This is a genomic window from Jeotgalibacillus sp. JSM ZJ347 (genome assembly GCF_044383825.1).
Taxonomy (GTDB): domain Bacteria; phylum Bacillota; class Bacilli; order Bacillales; family Jeotgalibacillaceae; genus Jeotgalibacillus.
Window position 1 is genome coordinate 1 of sequence record NZ_JBISEN010000004.1, and the last position, 22,413, is coordinate 22,413.

Below are 22,413 nucleotides of genomic sequence, written 5' to 3' on the forward strand. Positions count from 1 at the left end.
GAAAGTGCAGAAGTAATGGCGGATGCTTCAAACGATGTGAACACAGATGTAGTGGTAAACGAAGATGAAGTAGCAGCTAATGCAGACGCACAGACAGACGCATCACTTGGTCTAAAAGCTGAGGGTGAGGAAGAAAGTGCAGAAGTAATGGCGGAGGCTTCAAACGATGTGAACACAGACGTAGTCGTAAACGAAGATGAAGTAAAAGCTAATGCAGATGCACAAACAGACGCATCACTTGGTCTAAAAGCTGAGGGTGAGGAAGAAAGTGCAGAAGTAATGGCGGACGCTTCAAATGATCTGAATTCAGATTTCGTTGTGAATGAAGATGAAGTAAAAGCAAATGTCTCTAACGATACAACTGCAGGTTTTGGTGTGAAAGCTGAAGATGAAGAAAGCAGCTCTTTCCTTGGCGGAGAACTTTTCAACAACCTTGATGGTGCTTTTGAGTCAAATGACGATATGACATCAGGTTCATTAGATGCTGTAACTGGTGGTACGATTGGTTCAGGATTTGAAGATGAAGATTCAAAAACTGGACTAAATGGTATCCTGGTTAACGATCTGTCAGGTTCTTTTGTAAGTCAAGAGGATGAAGATTTCATGTCTTCTCTTTCAAATGACACAAACCTTGGTCTAAATCTTTCTAACGAAGATGAAGAAGATCGTTCTTCACTATTTGCTGACGTAACAAATGCATTTGATCTTGGTCTTTCTGAAGATGAGTTTGGCGTTGCTACTGATCTTGGTGTAGCATCAGGACTTTCATCTGAAGAAGATGACAATTCATTTGCATCAAATCTTGACCTGGGCCTTGGAATTAACCTGATGCTTGTTGATGAAGAGAACAAGCATAACGGTTCATTTCTGAGCCTTCAATAATTAGCAGATTACTGGACCGGGCTTTCTTTTTGGAAGTCCGGTTTTTTGATGTGCATACAAAAAACCCGGGCATTAGCGCCCGGGTATGTCCATTATGCGTTCTGGTGTTCCTTCACAGGGAACCAGCCCTTTGTATTCACAATCGCCTGCCATAGCGGTTCAGGTACTGTCAGTGTTTCACGGTCATCAACTGACAGCGACGTTCTGATCTCACTTTCACGACCTGCTTCAACCTTCTGAATCCACTCAGGTTCCACAATGATTTCGCGGCCAAGTGCCATCAATGGTACGCCGCCTTCCATTGCTTTTTCAACGTCATCAGGGGTGTGGAGTGAACCGACACCAATAATCGGCAGCTTATCGCCAATCTGATCCTGAATCAGCTGAACGCGTGATGCTGTATCAGCTTCATCGCGCATTGATCCCTGATGGAAGTCCATCACAGATACGTGCAGGTAATGAAGGTCTTCCTGAGCAAGTCGAGCTGTAAATGTCAGCGTGTCTTCCATTGTAATGCCAGGTTCTTCACGCTCTTCAGGTGACAGACGATAGCCAACGATAAATGACTCATCTCCGAATTCTTTTACCGTCTTATTTACCTCGTTAATCACTGCAAGTGGGAATGTCATGCGTTTTTCAACAGATCCGCCCCATTTATCTTCACGTCTGTTTGAGTGGGGAGAGAAGAACTGCTGGATCAGATACGTGTTCGCCCCATGAATTTCCACTCCATCAAACCCCGCTTCAATCGCACGGCGTGTTGCATCACCAAATGCCTTGATAATATTTTCAATTTCATCATTTGTCAGTTCACGCGGTGTCATTGCCCCTTCACGTACCGGTGCAACTGCACTCGCACTGACTGTCTGATTGTCAGGCAGCAGTTCAGGCGGAGCCATTCTGCCTGCGTGGAAGATTTGTAAAATCGCTTTTGCGCCTTCACCTTTAATTGTGTCAGCAAGCTTTTTCAGACTTGGTACCAGGTCGTCGCGGTGTGCGCCGATTTCCCCTTGGAACCCTTTGCCGTCATCGGTTACATTGGCTACTGCAGTAAGAACTGCCCCAACGCCGCCTGAGCGGACGCGGTAGTATGCAAGCTCCTCATCTGTTACTTCACCGTTATCTTTTGAAGAAAAGTTCGTCATTGGTGCCATCAGCACTCTATTTTTAAGTGTTACGCCATTTTTTAATGTAAATGACTCTAAGAATTTTTTAGTCATTATGATCTTCCTCCTTCAAAAATCAAAAATGTAATCTCACAGACATCATTATAATGGCTCTTTCGGGTAACTAAAAGAAACCTGCTCATTGAATGTGCAGGTCAGCTTGATTCCCATTTTCTTAATGAAGGATAAGGGTCATATGCCCATTGGTTTTTTCCGTTATCAATATACATGCCGTAGTGGAGGTGGGGAGGGAACTTTCCGCTTGTCCCTTCTTTACCATATCCGGAGCTTCCAACATATCCTATCAGATCACCGGCTTTAACAATATCACCCTGCTTCAGCCCCTTTTTAAAACTGGAAAGGTGTGCGTAATAATGATAAACGTTATGGATATCCCTGAGACCCACGCGCCATCCGCCATAATCATTCCAGCCGAGCGCTTCAATCTTTCCGTAAGTCGTAGCAAGCACAGGAGTCCCGTAACCAGCGAAAAGGTCAGTCCCTTCATGCATCCGCCGGCCACCCCAGCCCCGCTTACCGCCCCATGTACTGCGGTAACTGTATAAATAATCTTTTTGCAGCGGAAATACATGTGTGTATAGATCAAGCGTATTAAACTGCTGGTATAACTCAGCGATCGTCATGATCTGACTGACGGACTCTTTTCTATCGTAGTAGGCTTTTACCGCATCTTTAAAGGAATCGTAACTGTTAATATAGTCTGCCATTGAGCCGAAAATATCCTCCGGATCATTTGGATCAGCCTTGCCATCCCCATTCGCATCCTGTCCAATCCCGCCAAAAAACTCAATAAAATATGGAGAGAGGTTTGACTGATCCGGGTGAAGCGGACCAAACCAGCGCTCTTCAGAGATTGTCAGTGCAAGCGGCCCTTCTTTCTTTTCGATATCCTGGCGGAGCGGCTGAATATTCCGCTCGAACTGATCGATGGCTGCAAGGTAATACCATGGCACACCCTGATGGTGATAAGCAGTGTAATAAGTCAAACGTTCGTTTAAAAGCGTCTTACGGTCTTCAACAGCAGCTGCAGTTGAAAAAATGAGCAGAAAGCTGACAGTCGCAGCTAAGAAAGTTTTCATATTGTTCACCTCGGGAGTAGTATGTGTAAGTGAGATGATTTCAAGCGTTATTTTAGAGTTTTTGGATTTGGAGTGTTGCGGTGTGCGGAGCGCGGAGCGGATGTCGTTGTTTTGGGCAGAGTTGTAGCAATCTGGCCCGGAGTTGTAGTGATACGCCCGGGAAGATGTAGTGATTCGTGCCAGAGATGTAGCAATTTCTCACTTTTGATGTGTTATCCCACAGCAGCGTCGTAGCACATTCGCTCTTGATGCTTTTGAGAAACAAAAGACAGTTTCCGAAGTGCATGCAGGGCTGGGGTGGCGGATGTCGTTGTTTTGGGGGAAGTTGTAGTAATTCTGGGTGGAGTTGTAGCAATCTGGCCCAGAGTTTGTAGCGATACGCCCGGGAAGTTGTAGCAATTCCACCGCAGTTTGTAGCAATCAGCTGCATTGTCCGCGTCTTATGCCCGTCAGAGCTGACCAAGCACCTTCCGCTTTTCGAGGTGTCCAGCTCCAGCAGGCAGGCCCTCGAGTCATAAGCCACACTGAGAAAATGGGAAAGATCACCCATTTCTCTCAGTGCGTCTTATGCTTGTCGGACCTAAACGCCTGCTTCCGCTTTTCGGGATATGACAAGTGTCACATCTTTTTCCTTACACTCATGACTTATTTTATTTCGGGGAAAGCTTTATGATGAGGTCATAAGAGTTACAGAAGGAGGAAAACATGAGTAAACAAAAAACAGCAGAGTTGCGCAAAAGTGTCTCTCCTTATGAAAAAGCTGATATGAAAGCAAGTATCAGACAAATGATTAATACCATACCACCATTTTTTATTTTATGGTTTTTAGCGTATCAGAGTCTTGAGATTTCGTATTTATTAACACTGGGTCTTGGGGTCATTGCGGCAGGGTTTGTCGTACGGATCTTTATTATTTTCCATGATTGCTGTCACGGATCATTTTTCAAAAACAAAAAGCTGAATAACCTGGTTGGCACATTAACCGGAATTGTGACGATGTTCCCTTATGAAAAGTGGAAGCGTGAGCATTCGATTCACCATGCGACGAGTGGTAATCTTGATAAGCGCGGAACAGGCGATATCTGGATTATGACAGTGGAAGAGTATAAGAAGGCTTCATGGAAAGAAAGACTTTCTTACAGAATGTACCGCAATCCGCTTGTGATGTTTGGACTTGGACCGCTTTATCTGTTCCTTGTCACAAACCGTATGAATAGAAAAGACGCACGTAAAAAAGAGCGTAAAAACACGTATATCACGAATGCTTCAATCGTTGTTTTATACACAGGCATGATCTTATGGCTCGGTTGGGAAGCGTTCCTGCTTGTCCATGGACCGATTATGTTTATCTCAGGTTTCCTTGGGATCTGGCTGTTTTATGTGCAGCATCAGTTTGAGGATTCCTATTTCGAGGATGAATCTGAATGGGATTATGTAAAGGCTGCTGTAGATGGAAGTTCATTTTATAAGCTGCCAAGAGTGCTTCAGTGGGTAACAGGTAATATCGGTTATCATCATGTTCACCATTTAAGCCCTAGAGTGCCGAACTATCATCTTGAAAAAGCGCATGAATCCACTCCGCCGCTTCACAAGGCGACTACGATTACGATGCGTTCAAGTCTTGAATCAATCAAATTCCGATTGTACGACGAATCACGTAAAACATTTGTCAGCTTCAATGAAGTCAAGAGACAGATTAAAAAAGAAAAAATGTCAATTGAACTTCGTCGGATGCAGACGAGATCTTAATTTAAAGCGCCTGAAGGGTATAAAGACCTTTCGGGCGTTTTTTTGCGGACCTTCTGAACACTCTTTCATCCGTGCTATACTGATACATGAGAAAGGCGGAATGCTTGTGCAAAAATGGTATAACATTTTTCCGAAAAACACAGGATTGAATATATATATTTGGATTATCTTTTGTATGCTGCCTTTTTATTTTATTTTAAGATCATCCGGCTGGGTTGAAATTTCAACCGGGGTAGCGATGATTCTGGTATTTTTTGCAGCTTACCGGCTGACCTATCTGACAAAAGGCTGGGTGAACTATGTCTGGGTAGGCATTGCCATCGCGATTAGTATTGCCATGACGATTTTATTTGGATTCGTTTATTTTGCGATCTTTCTTTCATTTATGATTGCAAGTGTTCAGCATAAAGTAGGGTTTTTTACGCTATACGGAATCCTGGTTGGCTCTACAATCATCACAGTCAATATTGCATTTTTCACACAGGACCAGCTGTTTTTTACACAGTTCCCGTTCGTATTAGTCAGCGTGATTGGTGTGATTTTACTACCGCTTAATTCATACAACAGAATGAAGCGTGAAAAGCTTGAAGGACAGCTTGAATATGCACAAAAGCGTATTTCAGATCTGATGGTCATGGAAGAACGTCAGCGGATTGCACGGGACCTGCACGATACGCTTGGTCAAAAGCTTTCATTAATTGGTTTAAAAAGTGATCTTGCTGCAAAGCTGGTCACTGCAAACCCCGAAAATGCCAAAAGTGAATTGAATGATATAAACCAGACTGCACGCACAGCACTGAAAGAAGTGAGAGAGCTTGTATCAGATATGCGCGGGACAAAGCTTGATGAAGAAATCATGCATATCCGTGAGCTGCTTCACGTGGCACAGATTAGGCCTGAAGTAAAAGGAAATCCGATACTTGAGAATGTTCCGCTTTTAGTAGAAAATGTGGTCAGCATGTGCCTGAAAGAAGCTGTCACCAATGTTGTAAAACACAGCAGTGCCACGCATTGTAAGGTGGTAATTGAACAGCTTCCTAAAGAATTAAAAGTGACAGTTGAAGATAACGGGAAGGGATTCGCGATCGACCGTTCAATAGAAGGAAACGGGTTGAGAGGCATGAGAGAGCGCCTGGAGTTTGTAAATGGCACGCTTGATGTAGAAAGCGGACTCGGTACGAACATTACGATTTGTGTACCGACCGTACTGAAGCAGGTCTCTAAGGAGGAAGCGCAATGATAAAAATCGTGTTAGCTGAAGATCAGACAATGCTGCTCGGAGCGCTTGGCTCCCTGCTTGATCTTGAAGATGATATGGAAGTTATAGGCAAAGCAAAAAACGGGGAAGAAGCCGTTGAAATGGTGAAATCCCTTCAACCTGATATTTGTATTATGGACATTGAAATGCCGTTGAAAACTGGTCTTGATGCTGCAGAAGAATTAAAAGATGAACCGGCGAAAATCATTATCCTGACGACATTCGCAAGACCTGGGTACTTCGAAAGAGCCAGAAAGGCCGGAGTCAGCGGTTACTTATTAAAAGACAGCCCGAGTGAAGAACTTGCACGCTCAATCCGTACCATCATGGAAGGACGCAGAATCTATGCCCCTGAACTCGTCGATATGGCTCTGACAGAAGCAAACCCGCTGACAGAGCGTGAGCGTGAAGTGATGGAACTGATTGCAGAAGGTAAAACAACAAAAGAAATCGCCGGCACACTCTTCATCACAAACGGCACAGTCCGAAACTATATCTCAGTCATACTAGACAAACTCGAAGTCTCAAACCGAATAGAAGCCATCTCCCGCTTCAGAGAGAAGGGCTGGTTTAAATAAAGTTAGGTTGATTTGATCTTGTATTACCCTCATTTCATATTTGTGTTTCTGAGGTGAACGGAGCGTAAGGCGGCGACTCCAGCAGGAGAAGCCGGACAGGTAAAACCCCGCAGCGCGAAGCGCGAGGAGGCTCACCGCCGGCCCTGCGGAAAGCGTCCGCCTGAAGCGCAGAGAACCGGTTATTAAGTATTCTTCAATTCCTACATACAAATGTGCTCAAACAATCCTATCCCATGAAAAATCACGTATAATCATATATAATAACAATATACACACATGTGAATTTATTCACAATATCGTCAATAATTAACGATCGGAGAGATTTGATCTATGAATCAACTTTCGCAATATGCGAAGCAATATAAAGGCACGCGCTTATTAATGATTATAGTCGCTCTGTTAACAGGGGCAAGTATCATTGCGCAGGCCTATTTTATCGTCAAAATTGTAGACGAAGTATTTTTAAAAGGAGCAGCCCTCTCAGATGTTGTTCCGCTCTTCGGGTGGCTTGCGCTGGCACTGATTGCCCGTGCAGCATTGACCTATGCGAGCGGACGCACGGGAGCCTGGCTTTCTGCAAAAGTGAAGCAGACCATTCGTGAAAAGCTGCTTGAAAAATATGCAGGAAATCCTGTTCAGGCTTCACTGCAGGGACAGTCCGGACGCAAAGTTAGTGTGCTGATGGATGCGGTAGATGAGGTGGACAGTTATTTCAGTAAGTATATTCCCCAGCTCACTTTAACTGCATTTATCCCTCTGATGATCATTGTAACTGCGTTTTGGCAGGACTGGATTACGGGAACGGTTCTACTTGTTTCAGCTCCGTTTATCCCGCTGTTTTTTATCATCATCGGGATCAAAACGCAAAAGAAATCTGAAGAACAGTTAGAGCAGCTTTCTGCTTTTTCAGGAACATTTTTAGATACGCTTCAGGGGCTGACAACGCTGAAGTTATTCGGTCAGGCAAAAAAGCAGCGGGATACGATTGAAGACAGCAGCCTGAAGTTCAGGGATGCTACATTGGAAGTGCTCAAGATCGCTTTCATCTCTTCACTGGCACTTGAGTATATCTCGATGCTTGGTGTTGGACTTGTCGCACTTGAGCTTGGACTGAGACTGATTTATTTTGAGAGTGTCACATTCTTCACAGCATTTTTCATGCTGGTGTTGGCACCTGAATTTTACGTGGCGATCAGAGAGCTTGGAAACGCCTTTCATACAGGAAGAGGCAGTATCGGTGCTGCCAAGTTAATTGATGAAGAGCTTTCAAAAGAAGAAGATCGTGTGAACTGGGGAAGTGAACAGCTTTCATCAGACAAGCCGCCGCACATTCAGTTTGACCAGACTGTCTTTCAGTATGGGAAAGAGGGCTTTGGCCTTGGACCGTTAGAGGCGGATATTAAACCTTATGAAAATATTGCGTTGATTGGAAAAAGTGGATCAGGAAAGTCAACTGCATTAAATTTGCTTAGTGGACTGATTGCTCCTACATCAGGTGCAATTACAGTGAATGGTAAAAATCTATCCCATTACGAAGAAAAAAGCTGGTTTGATCAGCTCAGCTATATCTCTCAGCAGCCGTTTATTTTCTCTGGAACGCTCGCTGATAACATTGCAATCGGAAGTAAAAAGGAAGCAACGCGCAGCGAAATTGAATCAGCCGCTGACAAAGCAGGTTTAACACCGCTGATTGAAACGCTTCAAAAGGGACTTGATACGCCTGTTGGAGAAGGTGGGCGAGGCCTTTCAGGAGGCGAGAGGCAGCGTCTGGCACTTGCAAGGGCGTTCCTGAAAAAACCTTCTATCATTCTGTTCGATGAGCCGACAACAGGGCTTGATCTGAAAACAGAACAAATTCTGACGGCGTCAATGGAGGAGCTCTCAAAACGTGCAACAGTCATTACCGTTGCACACAGACTTTATACGATTAGAAATGCTGATCAGATTCTGATGCTTGAAGACGGATCATTGAAAACAAGGGGTAAGCATCAGGATTTATTAAAAGAGCCCGCCTATCAGGAAATGATACAGGGAGGTGGAGCAAGTGCGTGAGCTTAGTATTGTATTAAGGCAAATTGCAGCAGAGAAGAAAAACGTCTGGTACTCCGTTCTGTTCGGCTATATCGGCGGCGTCACGGCAGCAGGTCTGTTTGCAGCAAGCGGATATCTGATTTCAAAAGCCGCACTGCTGCCGCCTGTCTACACGCTTACACTGCTCATTGCTTTTATTAAAGTGTTCGGTCTGGTGAAAGCCGGGTCAAAATATGGGGAGCGGATGGTATCGCACCGTGCAACCTTCAATATTTTAGCGGGGATCCGCGTCCGTTTCTTTGAAAAGCTTGAGCCACTGGCACCGGGTATTTTTCAGAAATTCAGAAGCGGTGATCTGCTGGCGCGGATTACAGGGGACGTTGAAAGTCTGCAAAATTTCTTTTTACGCGTCTATTATCCGCCAATCGTGCTTGTATTTGTATTCTTAAGTGCGATGATTTTTACCACGTTCTATTCTTTCTGGTTCCCGCTGATTTTTGCATCAGGATTGCTATTAACCGGGCTCTTGATCCCGGCACTGTTTGCACTGCGCAGACAGAAGATTGAAGAAAAGGTCCGCGAGTCACGTGCTGACCTTTCAACAGATACAGCTGAAGTGCTTTATGGATTCCGTGATTTGAAAATCTATCAGCAGCTGGATGAAAAGGAAGCGTCACTTCACCAGTCATCAGCTGCTTATATCGCAAATCAGGAAAAGAGCAGCAGTCAGAGTATGTTCAACCAGTCTGTCAATCAGGCAGCAGGGCTGTTAGTCTCATGGCTGGTGTTGGCAGCTGGCGTATACCTTGTGCAGCAGGATCAGCTTGACGGCGTATTTCTCGCGATGCTTGTCATGCTGTCACTGAATATATTTGAAAATGCAGCGCCAATGGCTGTGCTGCCGCCACATTTAGAAGAGAGCAGAAAAGCTTCTTCACGCTTGAATGAAGTCACTGATATTGAATCCGTCACGGCGGTCGAACCTTACGAAACGCTGACGGACGAAGCACCGGCCATTGCGTTTCAATCGGTTTCCTATACCCATGAAGGAGAAGAAAGGTCGGCTGTTGATTACACTTCATTTTCAATCGATCCAGGCTCTAAAACGGCGATCGTCGGGGCGAGTGGCTCCGGTAAATCAACGATCTTTCAGCTGCTGCTTGGCGTGCTCAGAACAAGTGATGGTGAGATCACCCTTCAGGATAAACCGATCCGTCATATTCAATCTGAGGATATCTGGGAAAAAGCCAATGTTGTCATGCAGGAAAACCACTTTTTCTATGGCACGATCAGAGATAATCTTTGTATCGCAAGGGACGGTCTGACGGATGAAGAAATGCTGTGGATGCTTGAAAAAGTAAGACTTGCAAGGTTCACGCTGAATGATGCTGTTCTTGAAAAGGGAGAGAATCTGTCAGGCGGAGAGCGTCAGCGGCTTGCCATTGCGCGGGCACTGCTCAGGAAACGGAGCTTGTGGCTGCTGGATGAGCCGCTCAGCTCAATTGATAATGTGACGTCAGCTGAGATTATGCGCTACCTTGAAGAGCGTACAGAAGATGCAACAGTCTGCCTGATCAGCCACCAGCTGAATGGTCTTGAGAAAATGGATCAGATCATCGTCATGGATGGCGGCCGGATTGTGGAAAAAGGGTCATACGAAGAATTGATGGCTGCCCGCGGTATGTTTTATGAGATGAAGAAGATTGAGCAGGAGATATTAGTTTGAGGAAAACCGCTGATGAGGCGGTTTTTCTTTTTGGTGGGTAGATGGTGCGGTTGTCGTTGTTTCAGCTGAAGTTGTAGCAATCCGGCTTCAGGTTGTAGCGATCCACCCGGAAACTTGTCGTGGTCCGGGCCGGAGTTGTAGCGATCCACGCCGAACTTGTAGCAATCCAGCCTCCCGAATGACGGATCTCCCCCCTGCTCAAAAACCAAAATCAATGGTACGATAACCGTAGAATATTTTACAGGAGACGAACGGATATGGCAGATTATTTTACAAGAAAACAGCGCGAAATAGGCGTCAATCTGAATGAAGTGCAGAAGCAGGCTGTTCTCCATGGAGATGGTCCGCTTCTATTGCTTGCTTCACCTGGTTCAGGGAAGACGACGACCATTATGATGCGGATTGGACACCTGATTGAAGAGCGCGGCGTGGACCCGGCGCGTATTAAAGGGGTCACCTTCAGTAAAGCGGCGGCGGATGATATGAAGCAGCGCTATCAAAGAATGTTTCCGGTGCTGCCTGAAGTCGATTTTTCAACGATTCATAGCCTGGCCTTTGCAGTAGTCCGTGATTATCTGAGAAAAGAAAATAAAGCGTGGCAGCTGATTGAAGGACCTGTTGAGGATCCGTCTGACTATACGGCGAATAAAAAACTGCTGCTGCGGACACTGTTTCAGCGCTTTAACAAAGAAGCCATGACAGATGATCAGCTTGAGGAAATGTCCAACTATATCAGCCTTATTAAAAACAAGCTTCTCCCAAGAAAAAAGTGGAGTACGGTAAAGTGTGAAGTAACAAATGCTGAGCAGATCGCAGCTGAATATGAAGCGGTCAAACGGAAGGATCCTGAGAAGCTGTTGCTTGATTATGATGATATGCTGACGCTGGCACTCGAGGCTTTTGAAAATGATAAAAAGCTTTTAAAAAAGTTTCAGCAGCGCTATGATCACCTTCTGACAGATGAAAGTCAGGATACATCACTTGTTCAGCATGCCATTGTGGAAAAACTGGTCGAACCGCATCAAAATCTGTGTGTGGTAGCGGATGATGATCAGTCGATCTACACGTGGCGGGCTGCTGAACCGCAGTATCTGCTTGATTTTAAAAAGGTGTATCCGAAAGCAGATATCTTAATGATGGAGCAGAATTACCGCTCAACTCCACAAATTGTGAATGCAGCGAATGAATTTATTAAGCGTAATAAAAACCGCTATGAAAAGAATATGTTTACTGAAAATGAAGAAGGAGATCCTGTCAGCATCAAGGTGTTTCCAGATTATGAAGACCAGGCTGCCTACCTCGCACAAGAGCTTGCGAAACTTGATAATTACAGGAATGCTGCAGTGTTATACAGAACAAACAGCTCCTCAATTCTGATCATGAATGAGCTTGAACGCGCACGGATTCCGTTTTATATGAAAGATTCTGACGTGCGATTTTTCAGTCACTGGATTGTGGAGGATATTCTTAACTTTATGCGGCTCACTTTTAACAACAGCCGGACAGACCTTTTTGAAAAAATTTCAATGAAATGTCTTGGGTATGTGACGCGCCAGCAGCTGTTTGAGTTGAAAAAACAGCCGGAGGAAGGCAGCGTCTTTGACCGGCTGCTCAAGTTGAACTCACTCAAGGATTATCAGCGAAAACAGATCAATGGATTGAAGAGGGCTTTTGAAAGAATGGAAGGCGGTGAACCTTACCGCGTGATCCGTCTGATCAGAGAGCAGGCCGGCTATGACCGCGCGCTTGAAAAAATGAGTGAGAACCTGGGGTTTTCTATTGAATATTTACACGACGTGCTTTCAACGCTTGAACAGATTGCGCAGAAGGAAACAGGGATGGTCGCTTTTGCGAATCGCTTGAAGCAGCTTGAGTCGCTGCTGAAAACGTCGAAGTTCAATAAGCACGAAAATGCGGTCACACTGTCAACGCTTCACAGTTCTAAAGGACTTGAGTTCAAAAAAGTGTATATGCTTGATCTGATTGCAGACATCATCCCTTCAAAAAATGATGTGAAGGAGCAGGATAAAGGGAATAAGGATCCAATGGAAGAAGCGGCACGCCTGTTCTACGTTGGCATGACGCGTGCTGAACAGGAGCTTGAACTGCTTTCATACAGAAACAGGGCCGGCAGTAAAACGAATCCTTCGCCGTTTCTACTGAGAGTCAATAAGATTATCAACCCTCCTGAAGCACAGCAGGTGGATGAAAGCAGAGTTCCACAGAACCCGAATGCGATCAGAAGGGTATCTGACCTTGAAGTCGGGCGCAAAGTGAAGCACCGCGTATTCGGAACAGGACGTATCGAAGGCTTTTCTGAAGATGGACTTGAAATTAAATTCCCTAAAGGAACAAAGCGCCTGGCACTGGACCTGTGCCTGACAATGGGACTGCTGGAGCCGGTTGAATAGATATCTTTGAACCAAATAGCACTTTAAATAACAGCTGGAAAATTAATAAAGTTATCATAGTGAAGCGCAGCGAAACGATTTAGTTGACCAAAAACCACAGCAGCTTAATGAAAATAGAAGGGAAGAGGCGGGACTATGCGTGAAGTTGTCGGGAAATGCATTAGATGTGGAAAAACAGTCTATTGCGTAGATGGCTTCCTGGACGGTGTCTATCATGAAAAAGATTTATATTGTCACCCGTGCCGGGAAGAAATAAATGATGAAGACAGCTGAACATTCAGCAAAGGAGATCATAAAAAAGGTGAGACGACATTCGTCCCACCTTTATATCTTTTACTCATCCAGTCCAACTGAGATAAACTTCGTCTCAAGAAATTCCTCAATCCCCTGATGACCACCCTCGCGGCCAAGACCACTCTGCTTAAAGCCGCCAAATGGTGCCTCCGGAGCGGACGGCAGGCCATCGTTCAATCCTACAATTCCGTATTCAAGCTGTTCACAAATCCGAATGCCTTTTGAAATGTTTTCAGTAAATACATAGGCTGCGAGTCCGTAAATGGAATCATTTGCACGTTCAATCGCTTCATCCTCAGTCTTGAACGTAGTGATCGGTGCAACCGGTCCAAAGGTTTCTTCATTCATACACAGCATGTCATCCGTTACCCCGGAAAGAACCGTCTGTTTGAAGAATAGACCATCACGCAGCTCACCGCCGGTTTCAACTGTTGCACCTTTTTCTTTTGCATCCTCAATATGCTTCTGCACCTTTTCAATCGCATCTTCATCGATCAGTGGTCCAAGGTCAACGCCTTCTTCAAGTCCGTCTCCAAGTCTTAAGTCCTCAACTTTTTCAGTGAAGCGCTTTGTAAATGCTTCTGCGATCTCTTCATGCACATAAATCCGGTTCGCACAGACACATGTCTGACCGGCGTTTCTGAACTTCGTCGCAATCACACCGTCTACTGCTTTTTCCAGGTCCGCATCATCCATGACAATGGCAGGTGCATGTCCTCCGAGCTCCAGCGAAATTTTCTTCATCGTATCAGCTGCACCTTTCATCAGTGACTTGCCGACTTCAGTTGAGCCTGTAAATGTCAGCTTTCTGACGCGTGAATCGCCAAGCCATGCTTCACTGATATCTGATGATTTACCGGTTACCACGTTTAGCACGCCATCCGGAATCCCTGCTTCTTTTGCCAGCTGAACAAGGCGTAACGCTGTCAGCGGTGTAGCAGTAGCAGGTTTAATCACAGCCGTACAGCCCGTCGCAAGAGCTGGTGCGACTTTACGTGTGATCATCGCTGCCGGGAAGTTCCATGGTGTAATCACAGCTGTCACACCGACCGGCTGCTTATGAACGAAAAGACGTCTGTCACCTTTTGAAGATGGAATCGTCTCACCATACACGCGCTTTCCTTCTTCAGCAAACCATTTGATAAAACCGTTCGCATACGAGATTTCGCCGGCAGCTTCCTTTAGCGGTTTACCCTGTTCAATCGTCATTAAGCGGGCGAGTTCGTCTGTATGTTCATCAATCAAATCAGCCCACTTCATTAATAGAGCGCTGCGCTCATACGTATTTCTTTTCGACCAGTCTTTAAATGCGTGATGTGCTGCATCAACTGCTTTTACGGCTTCTTCTTTTCCGCCTTTAGGCACCGTTGCGATGGTTTCAGTTGTAGCGGGATTAATGACCTCAATTGTCTCAAGATCCTGACCTGTTTCTTCACCATTAATAATAAGGTTATATGTATCCAAATGTATCACTCCTGATTTTTGATTTACTCTATCTCTACCCTGTTCATTTTCAGTTCAATCTAAAAGTAGGGTATACTATAATTATTTACTGGGTTAGCGCATCAAAGTAAGGAGGACACAATGACAACATTTCGTGTGCGTGCGATACATACTGCAAGAGTAACAGAGCTGACATTTGGCAAAAAAACATTTCCGAGTGCGCTGTTAAAGCAGCCGATCCAAAAGGAAATGTATTTAACTTATACGGGTCTCGCTGAAGATGAACAGACGCCTGAACATCACGGCGGTACTGAAAAAGCGCTTTGTCTCTATCCTTATGATCATTATTCTTTCTGGGATGGCTGGATGGAGATGCATGATGGAGCGGCTCTTTTTGGTGAGAACATCACAACTGAAGGTCTCAATGAACGAAACACTCATATTGGGGACAGATTTGAGTTTGGTGAGGCGATCATTGAAGTGACTGAACCAAGGCAGCCGTGTTTTAAGATCGCTGCAAAATACAATAAACCTGAACTGATCGTCCGCATGAGGGAGTCAGGGTTTACAGGTTTTTATTTCCGGGTGGTAAAAGAAGGGACGGTCCGCCCAGGTGATGGGTTAACCTTACTTGAGCGTGATCCTGCAGGGGTAAGTGTACAGGAAGTAAACGAGCTTTTATTTTCTTCTACTCCGACAAGCGTTCAATATGACCACGTACTTAAAGCAAAGGCGCTTTCAAAAACATTAAGACCAACATTAATGGCAAAACGTAATCAATTGTAGAAATTAGGTGAAATTGTGACACAATCCAACGCTTATATATGGCTCGTGTCAATTATGGTGGCATGGGGACTGAATGTCGTTGCACTGAAGGTGTTAGTAGATGAATTCTCTCCGGTTGCCATGACATCGATGAGAATCTTAACTGCCGGTGCTGTCGTACTCTCAGTGCTGGCACTGCAAAAGAAGCAGATCATGCCCGGTGTCAGAAATATTAGTGTGATTTTACTGATCAACCTGTTTAATATCGTCGGTCATCACTACTTTTTATCGATCGGACTAAAAGGGACGACTGCAGTAAATACAGGACTCATTTTAGGACTTATTCCGATTCTGACAGCGATTGCTGCCGTCATATTTTTAAAGGCACGGCTGACACTTCTTAAATTTGTCGGTATTATCATCGGCTTTGCCGGTGTGTTTCTCGTCATGGCAGCGGGCGGCAGTGGGAATATACAGGTGGCAGCGGGAGACTGGTATATTTTAATGGCTGCAGTAACTCAGGCAATCAGTTTTGTTCTGATCAAAAAGATCTCCACGGATTTAAACGTGTTTGTGCTGACCGGCTGGATGATGATATTTGGAGCGGTGCTGCTTGGTGTAGTCAGTCTGCTGACAGAGCCCGGCGGTTATCAGACGCTGCTGTCTGGAGAAAGTTATCATTATGTCATCTTTTTCAGTTCGGCATTCATCGCAACCGGAGTAGGACATATGATTTACAATAATGCAATACGTTTAATTGGACCAAGTGAGTCAGCCGTTTTTACTAACTTGAACTTACTTTTCTCAATTACAGGAGCTGCCCTGCTTCTTGGTGAACCGGTCTTTCTCGGTCAGATTGCAGGTTTTGCATTAATTGTGGCAGGCGTACTTGGCGGGAGTGGTGCTGTAGATCACTGGATTCATAGAAGAAAGTCTGCTGTTAAAGCGTAATCGCAATTTTAAAAAAGTGATCAGTCTTTATAGGACTGGTCATTTTTTATATGATAAATTCCGTGTTTCATACAGGTTACAACGTGTTTTCACAGGGTAAAGGGTTAACACGGGAGGAGGTTTGCAATTGAAAAAGATATGGCTGATGTATGGAGACTATCTTGTTTTTGTACTTATCTTACTTATTAAATTAATCATCGTGGGTCCTGCAACGGATACTTATTTTGGCGTTAACTTGTTTTTTGTCAGTCTTGGCTCACTGATACTGATTTCTTTCTGGTCTTTGTGGATCAGTCCCCGCGTCAGGCGGTGGATCTTGTTTTACCTGAGTATCATACTGACTGTCTTGATCGCGTCTAATATCTGGTATTACCGTTATTTTGCAGACTTACTGTCCGTCGCTTTACTGATACAGATTCCTCAGATGGGAGCAGTTGGCGGAGGTTTGGAAGATCTGATTTATCCGGTGGACTTTTTATTATTTGCAGACACGTTTATATGGGCGGTGTTGTTATTAAAAGACCGGAAAAGAAGTTTTGCAGATTACCCGGCAAAGAGACGCTCAAAAGCTGCCTTCATCGCAGCCGGAACAGGTCTGGTTTTATTCATTACTCCACTGGCAGTAAATGCTGCTGACCGGGATGAATGGCTCGTACAGGATTCCTTAACGAATATGCGCAACTATTTCAAACTTGGCATGTTTGGACATCATATTCTGGATATCGGCAGAGAACTTGATGACCAGTTTATTGAGGACAAAAAGCTGACTTCTGCTCAGTTAAGTGAAATGCAGAGATTCTTTGACAGTAACAGGGCATCACCGGGTGATGAGACAGTTAAGGGAAAACCGAATGTGATTGTCATTCAGCTTGAGTCATTCCAGAACTCTGTACTTGATCAGGAAATTGATGGTCAGGAGATTACTCCTTTCTTAAATGAATATAAGAATGAGGTAATGTATTTCCCGAACTTTTATCATCAGACCCATCAGGGAAGAACATCTGATGCGGAATTTATGTTAAACACTTCTTTTTATCCGATGAAAGCGGGGTCGGTATACACCAGGTATCCTGATCATTCATATGATTCGCTTCCTGAAAAAATGGAGGCTGCAGGGTATGAAACAGCGGCATTTCATGCGTTTGAAAGAACGTTTTGGAACCGAGATGAAGTATACGATAACTTTGGTTTTGATAACTTTTACAGCATTAAAGACTTTCCTGAAGGAGATGTCATTGGTCTTACGTTAAATGATAAAGACTTTTTCTTATCATCAGTCGATCGAATGCTTGAAATGAATGATCCATTTTATGCGTTCATGGTGGCGTTAACAAGTCATACACCCTATGATTTTCCGGAAGAGAAGAAAGAACTGAACCTTGAAAGTCTGGAAGAAGAAATTATTCAGAATTACTATCACAATATTCATTTTGTTGATCAGGCTTTCGGTGCGCTGGTGCAGCGATTAAAGGAAGAAGGAATCTGGGATGATGCACTTGTCGTCGCTTATGGTGACCATGATAGCGGTTTACAGGAGCCAAACAGAGAGATGGCTGAAATGGCAGAAGTTGAAACATCAGTTGATTATCTTAAACTCGCCCGTGAAGTTCCACTATTTATGAAGCTTCCTGGAATGAAAGAGGGGAGTGTGATGGAACAGACAGGAGGACAGGTGGATATCGCACCAACGATCCTGTCGTTACTCGGTATTGATAAAGGATATATGATGGGGAAATCACTCTTGAGCGATGATCCAAGGTTGACTGTATTCAGAGATGGTTCATTTGTCTATGACGGCTATTATTATGAAGCTGATCTGACGAGTGAACGTGAAAATGGAAAGTGTTATGACGTTGAAAGTGAAGAAGAAACAGCCAAAGAAAACTGTGCACAGATGCTGTATGAAGCAGGCTCTCATTTAAGAATGTCTGACACAATTATTAAGAAAAACGGTGTTGGTCAGCTTCAGGGGCGGACCATAGAAAATTAGTAGGAGGGGAAGTACGGTGAGTCAATCAACAGCAAAATCCAACGACACTTCAGAAGAAGTAAAACCCTGGGTACGCCGGATGGGCCGCTTTGGTTATATGTCTAAAGGGGCTGTCTATGGCATAGTTGGTGTTCTGGCGTTACTGGCTGCTCTTGGTGTTGGCGGCGGAGAAACAACGGATACGTCTGGCGCACTGCAGCAGGTGGCGACACTTCCGTTTGGAGAAATTTTATTATGGATTGTCGGCATTGGGTTGTTTTTTTATGTCATATGGGAACTTATACGTGCAATCCTTGATCCTCAGCATAAAGGGACAGATGCAAAAGGGATCGCAACGAGGTTGGCATATGTAATAAGTGGTGTGATATACGGAGGACTCGCAATTTCAGCGATTCAGATTGCTATGAATGCTGGTAGCGGTGGCGGGAATTCTGAGCAGACTATTTCGGCTATGCTGCTTGGTCAGCCTTATGGCAGGTGGCTAATCGGTATTTTAGGTGCCGGGGTCATCATATACGGTCTCTATAATATTCTTCAGGGATATAAAGAAAAATTTATGAGGAAATTCATTATTAATGATATGAGCGAAAAAGAGAAAAGCCTGGCGAGAAAATCTGGTAAAATCGGATTGATTGCAAGAGGCATTGTTCTTTCAATGGTCGGCTTTTTCTTTATTCAGACTGCGATCACAGCCAATCCGGAACAATCCAAAGGCCTGGATGGCGCGCTTGGAGAAATCGCATCACAGCCGTATGGACAAGTTCTCCTCGGCTTAACAGCAGCAGGACTCGTCCTATACGCCATCTACGAAATCATCCGCGGAAGGTATGCAAGAATGAACTTTGGAAAAGATGAATAGAAAAGCCTAAGGCGCTTGATCAGCTCCGACATACAAAAGGCTGCGAGTACATTTCGGGAGGAGGGGGTAACCTTCCTCCCGAATTACTTTACAGGGATAGGTCTATTAGGGTACCGTCATAGTAAGGCTAATTACATTTCAAGGGGGAATGGACAATGCAATATCAGACAAGATCAATCGTACAGGAATCTTTAGATGCATTAATGGATGACGAGATGTTTCTGCCGGACCTGAAAGAAGCGCCAAGAAAGAAAGCGTTCTCATCTTTGGGTGCAGTTCTCTCAACACCGAATAAGATACATAAATCCTTTCTCAGAATCGTTCTTGAAAAAGGGGAGATCGTCAGAATACCGGCTTTCAGAGTACAGCATAATAATGCAATGGGACCTTATAAAGGTGGAATTCGTTTTCATGAATCTGTAAATGAAGATGAAGTCATTAACCTGGCTTTTCTAATGACACTAAAAAATTCATTACACGATGTTCCATTTGGGGGAGGAAAAGGCGGGGTAGTCGTAAATCCGCGTGAATTCACGCCGAAAGAACTGAACCTGATCTCTAAGAAATATGTTCAGTACTTTGCAGATATTATTGGTCCGGATAAAGATATTCCTGCCCCTGATATGGGAAGTGGAGAGCGTGAAATGGACTGGATGATGGGTGAGTATAAAAATATCAAACCCGGTCAGCCTTACCGTGGAAGTTTTACGGGTAAAAGCGTCATCAATGGTGGGTCGCTTGGCAGACGTGAAGCGACAGGGAAAGGTGTATACTTCACCTTCCGTTATCTGATGTCAGATTTTATAGACAAGCAGCAGTCATGGCTCGAAAAAACAGGCAGTCATTATGCAAAAACTGCATTAGATCTTTATAAAAAGCCACTAAAAGTTGCTGTTCAGGGCTTTGGTAATGTTGGTTCCGTTACAGCACTTGAAGCTCATCAATGCCAGCACCTTCAAAACAAAGTGATTGCAGTCAGTGACCGGAACTGTACGCTTTTTAATGAAGATGGCTTGGATATTCCTTCTCTTGTTTCCTACACGGCTTCTAACCAGGGAGACCTTCCGCATACAGAAGAGCAGCTTAAGGAAAGTGGAGTGAGAGCGGAGATTCTTCACCGGGATGATGTGCTGACAATGGATGTGGATGTGCTGATGCTTGCGGCGCTTGAAGAACAGATCCATAACGGAAATAAAGATAAAATTAAAGCAAAAGTCATTGTTGAAGGTGCGAACGCGCCTGTAACAGCTGAAGCAGATGAATATCTGAACGAAAAAGGTGTCATCATAATTCCTGATATCCTTGCCAATGCCGGCGGAGTAATTGTGTCTTATTTTGAATGGCTGCAGGGAAGAGAAACGCAGTTTTATTCTGAAGAACAGATCTTCAAAAAACTTTTTGATAAAATGCAGGGTACAATGGAGACGATCTTACCTAAATACTTTGGAGATCCGCATTCCCTTCGTCAAAACTGCTACATCCATTCAGTCATGAAACTTTCAACAATTCTTTATAAGCAAGGGAAATTATATTAAAAAACTATGCTGAGGTTCATTGTTGTTTTAGCACAGCTGGTGATTGTAGCGGAAAGCGTCCCCCTGGAGCGGAAATCAACAGCCAAGTTTATCAAAGCTATTAAAAAAAAGGCTGTCCGGAAGGAGCATCTATGCTCCCTTACAGACAGCCTTTAAAGTATGTGTAAAGGGGGTAAAATTAGATTGTTGCTATGCTGAATTTGGCAATTGCGAGGGGCAACCCGCTGCATGCCTCTTAGCCTTGAAAAATAATCAATTAGTTTACTTTTGCAAATCCGAATCCTGAAGCGTAATCATCACCGTATCCAGCGCCGTATCCGCCAAGAATGTCGTTAGCTTTTGCACGGTTTTGAAGAACTGTGCGAAGCTGAGTATGAGAATAACCAGGGTTAGCAGCCCATACTTTTGCAGCAAGACCAGCTACGTGTGGTGAAGCCATAGATGTACCGCTGATTGTGTTATAGCCGCCACCAGGCCATGTTGAGTAAATAGAAGCCCCTGGTGCTGAGATTTCAACATCACCCTGCTGGATGAAATAGTCTCCATCAGTTTGAGAATATCCGCGAGATGAGAAGTCTGCTACACGGTATGTACCGTTTTGCTGACGATTTTCAAGAGCAGCTACTGCGATTGCATTTGTCAGTGCACCAGGGTATCCAATAGAGCCCTGATATGGACCTTCGTTACCAGCAGCGGCAACAACTAATACACCTTTGCTGTATGCATAGTTTACTGCATTTGTGATGAGTGAATCCTGACCTGCAGAGCCTAGAGACATGTTAATTACAGTTTTTGTTCCAGTAGCCGTTGCCTGATCAGCTGCATGACGAATTGCTGCTGCGATGTCATCAGAGTACCCTGAACCGTTATCACCTAATACTTTATAAGCCCATAGGTCAGCATCTGGTGCGACGCCGTAGATACCTGCTTTATCACTGCCACCATCCGCAAGTGCAGAACCTGCGACATGTGTACCGTGACCATTTACATCGTTACAAGTGCCATTAACAAGCGGTGTAGACTGTGTAAAATCTTTACACTGTTCAACAGTATTTACAAGATCATAGTGGCTTGTGTATACACCAGTATCAAGTACGGCGATATTAACACCTGCACCACCTGAAGTACTTGTCTGATTAGGGTTGTTATAGATTGCCTTAATTCCCCAAGGTGTTTGCTGAGTCGGGTATTCCCCGGCCATTGTTTCATATTCACTTGCGCGAACGTCCGTTTCAAGATGAACTTCCTGAACCTTCGTTACTTTTATATTTTTATTCTTCTGAAGTGCGTTAAACTGCTTTTCGTTCATTTCTGTTGAAAAGCCGTTTTCACTTAATTCCCAGCGTGGTTCATACTGATCTTTCAGAGATTGTTTAGCGCTCTTTGCAGAAGCACCCATTGTTTCGACATAGACTCTGAATGTTTCCTGACCGCGTTCCTGATCAGGTGCAGCTCCTGCAACTGAAGGAATTGACAAGCTTGCTGCAAGTAATAGACTCATAAGCATACTTCTTTTTTTCATTTTCCCGACTCCTTTTTTCGAAATATTTTGTGAACAACTTCATCCTATCAGAGGATTCCGAGTTTGTTTATCGGGAAAATTTTCTCGCATTCTTACAAATTTTAATTCTTAGTCTGATATAGAGATTGAACATATTGCACTATTTTTATGTAA

Annotated in this window: 16 protein-coding genes; 12 read left to right on the forward strand and 4 right to left on the reverse strand. The window is 44.3% G+C overall.

Annotation, left to right across the window (positions count from 1 at the left end; genetic code table 11):
* Positions 1-882: SPFH domain-containing protein (locus tag ACH6CZ_RS12565; protein ID WP_374097814.1), on the forward strand; the 882-nt coding region annotated here is incomplete at its 5' end.
* Positions 883-974: 92 nt separating this feature from the next.
* Here the strand turns inward: ACH6CZ_RS12565 and ACH6CZ_RS12570 are convergent.
* Complete coding sequence (locus ACH6CZ_RS12570) at positions 975-2,102, reverse strand: NADH-dependent flavin oxidoreductase (protein WP_374097815.1); 1,128 nt, start codon at positions 2,100-2,102, stop codon at positions 975-977.
* Between the two features lie 101 nt (positions 2,103-2,203).
* Positions 2,204-3,148 carry a M23 family metallopeptidase gene (locus ACH6CZ_RS12575; RefSeq protein ID WP_374097816.1) on the reverse strand — a complete coding sequence of 315 codons (945 nt, stop codon included), beginning with the start codon at positions 3,146-3,148 and terminating at the stop codon, positions 2,204-2,206.
* Between the two features lie 705 nt (positions 3,149-3,853).
* Here ACH6CZ_RS12575 and desA point away from each other — a divergent pair.
* The 6 genes from desA to ACH6CZ_RS12605 all read left to right on the forward strand — a co-directional run bounded on the left by desA (position 3,854) and on the right by ACH6CZ_RS12605 (position 12,901).
* Positions 3,854-4,897, forward strand: a complete 1,044-nt coding sequence (gene desA, locus ACH6CZ_RS12580) for a Delta(5) desaturase DesA (protein WP_374097817.1) — start codon at positions 3,854-3,856, stop codon at positions 4,895-4,897.
* A 106-nt stretch (positions 4,898-5,003) separates the two neighbouring features.
* A complete protein-coding gene (locus ACH6CZ_RS12585; RefSeq protein ID WP_374097818.1) occupies positions 5,004-6,137 on the forward strand; it encodes a sensor histidine kinase in 1,134 nt (377 codons plus the stop codon).
* Positions 6,134-6,733 (forward strand): response regulator, encoded by a 600-nt coding sequence (locus ACH6CZ_RS12590; RefSeq protein ID WP_374097819.1) that lies wholly within the window; start codon positions 6,134-6,136, stop codon positions 6,731-6,733. Before ACH6CZ_RS12585 ends, ACH6CZ_RS12590 begins: the two co-directional genes overlap by 4 nt.
* Positions 6,734-7,063: 330 nt before the next feature.
* Positions 7,064-8,785: a thiol reductant ABC exporter subunit CydD gene (gene cydD, locus ACH6CZ_RS12595; RefSeq protein WP_374097820.1), complete on the forward strand. Its 1,722-nt coding sequence runs from the start codon at positions 7,064-7,066 to the stop codon at positions 8,783-8,785.
* A complete protein-coding gene (cydC, locus tag ACH6CZ_RS12600) occupies positions 8,778-10,490 on the forward strand; it encodes a thiol reductant ABC exporter subunit CydC (protein WP_374097821.1) in 1,713 nt (570 codons plus the stop codon). Before cydD ends, cydC begins: the two co-directional genes overlap by 8 nt.
* A 257-nt stretch (positions 10,491-10,747) precedes the next feature.
* Positions 10,748-12,901 carry an ATP-dependent helicase gene (locus ACH6CZ_RS12605; RefSeq protein ID WP_374097822.1) on the forward strand — a complete coding sequence of 718 codons (2,154 nt, stop codon included), beginning with the start codon at positions 10,748-10,750 and terminating at the stop codon, positions 12,899-12,901.
* A 333-nt stretch (positions 12,902-13,234) separates the two neighbouring features.
* Here the strand turns inward: ACH6CZ_RS12605 and ACH6CZ_RS12610 are convergent, their stop codons facing one another.
* Entirely contained in the window at positions 13,235-14,659 is a 1,425-nt protein-coding gene (locus ACH6CZ_RS12610; protein WP_374097823.1) for an NAD-dependent succinate-semialdehyde dehydrogenase, read from the reverse strand.
* 120 nt (positions 14,660-14,779) lie between these two features.
* Between ACH6CZ_RS12610 and ACH6CZ_RS12615 the strand changes: the two genes are divergently transcribed.
* The 5 genes from ACH6CZ_RS12615 to ACH6CZ_RS12635 all read left to right on the forward strand — a co-directional run bounded on the left by ACH6CZ_RS12615 (position 14,780) and on the right by ACH6CZ_RS12635 (position 20,738).
* Positions 14,780-15,424, forward strand: coding sequence for an MOSC domain-containing protein (locus tag ACH6CZ_RS12615; RefSeq protein ID WP_374097824.1), 645 nt, complete (start codon positions 14,780-14,782; stop codon positions 15,422-15,424).
* A 15-nt stretch (positions 15,425-15,439) separates the two neighbouring features.
* Entirely contained in the window at positions 15,440-16,354 is a 915-nt protein-coding gene (locus ACH6CZ_RS12620) for a DMT family transporter (RefSeq protein WP_374097825.1), read from the forward strand.
* Between the two features lie 127 nt (positions 16,355-16,481).
* The gene (locus tag ACH6CZ_RS12625; RefSeq protein ID WP_374097826.1) at positions 16,482-18,344 is read left to right on the forward strand and encodes an LTA synthase family protein; all 1,863 of its coding nucleotides are present in this window, start codon (positions 16,482-16,484) and stop codon (positions 18,342-18,344) included.
* A 16-nt stretch (positions 18,345-18,360) separates the two neighbouring features.
* Positions 18,361-19,203 carry a DUF1206 domain-containing protein gene (locus ACH6CZ_RS12630; RefSeq protein WP_374097827.1) on the forward strand — a complete coding sequence of 281 codons (843 nt, stop codon included), beginning with the start codon at positions 18,361-18,363 and terminating at the stop codon, positions 19,201-19,203.
* 155 nt (positions 19,204-19,358) lie between these two features.
* The gene (locus ACH6CZ_RS12635; RefSeq protein ID WP_374097828.1) at positions 19,359-20,738 is read left to right on the forward strand and encodes a Glu/Leu/Phe/Val family dehydrogenase; all 1,380 of its coding nucleotides are present in this window, start codon (positions 19,359-19,361) and stop codon (positions 20,736-20,738) included.
* A gap of 256 nt (positions 20,739-20,994) precedes the next feature.
* Here the strand turns inward: ACH6CZ_RS12635 and ACH6CZ_RS12640 are convergent, their stop codons facing one another.
* Positions 20,995-22,260 carry a S8 family peptidase gene (locus ACH6CZ_RS12640; RefSeq protein WP_374097829.1) on the reverse strand — a complete coding sequence of 422 codons (1,266 nt, stop codon included), beginning with the start codon at positions 22,258-22,260 and terminating at the stop codon, positions 20,995-20,997.
* Between the last annotated feature and the right edge of the window lie 153 nt (positions 22,261-22,413).

Bases quoted from the DNA above. Each gene is read 5' to 3' on its own strand.
- ACH6CZ_RS12570 (WP_374097815.1), bottom strand. From the start codon at position 2,102: ATGACTAAAAAATTCTTAGAGTCATTTACATTAAAAAATGGCGTAACA.
- cydD (WP_374097820.1), top strand. From the start codon at position 7,064: ATGAATCAACTTTCGCAATATGCGAAGCAATATAAAGGCACGCGCTTA.
- ACH6CZ_RS12575 (WP_374097816.1), bottom strand. From the start codon at position 3,148: ATGAAAACTTTCTTAGCTGCGACTGTCAGCTTTCTGCTCATTTTTTCA.
- ACH6CZ_RS12640 (WP_374097829.1), bottom strand. From the start codon at position 22,260: ATGAAAAAAAGAAGTATGCTTATGAGTCTATTACTTGCAGCAAGCTTG.
- ACH6CZ_RS12605 (WP_374097822.1), top strand. From the start codon at position 10,748: ATGGCAGATTATTTTACAAGAAAACAGCGCGAAATAGGCGTCAATCTG.
- ACH6CZ_RS12615 (WP_374097824.1), top strand. From the start codon at position 14,780: ATGACAACATTTCGTGTGCGTGCGATACATACTGCAAGAGTAACAGAG.
- desA (WP_374097817.1), top strand. From the start codon at position 3,854: ATGAGTAAACAAAAAACAGCAGAGTTGCGCAAAAGTGTCTCTCCTTAT.
- ACH6CZ_RS12590 (WP_374097819.1), top strand. From the start codon at position 6,134: ATGATAAAAATCGTGTTAGCTGAAGATCAGACAATGCTGCTCGGAGCG.
- ACH6CZ_RS12635 (WP_374097828.1), top strand. From the start codon at position 19,359: ATGCAATATCAGACAAGATCAATCGTACAGGAATCTTTAGATGCATTA.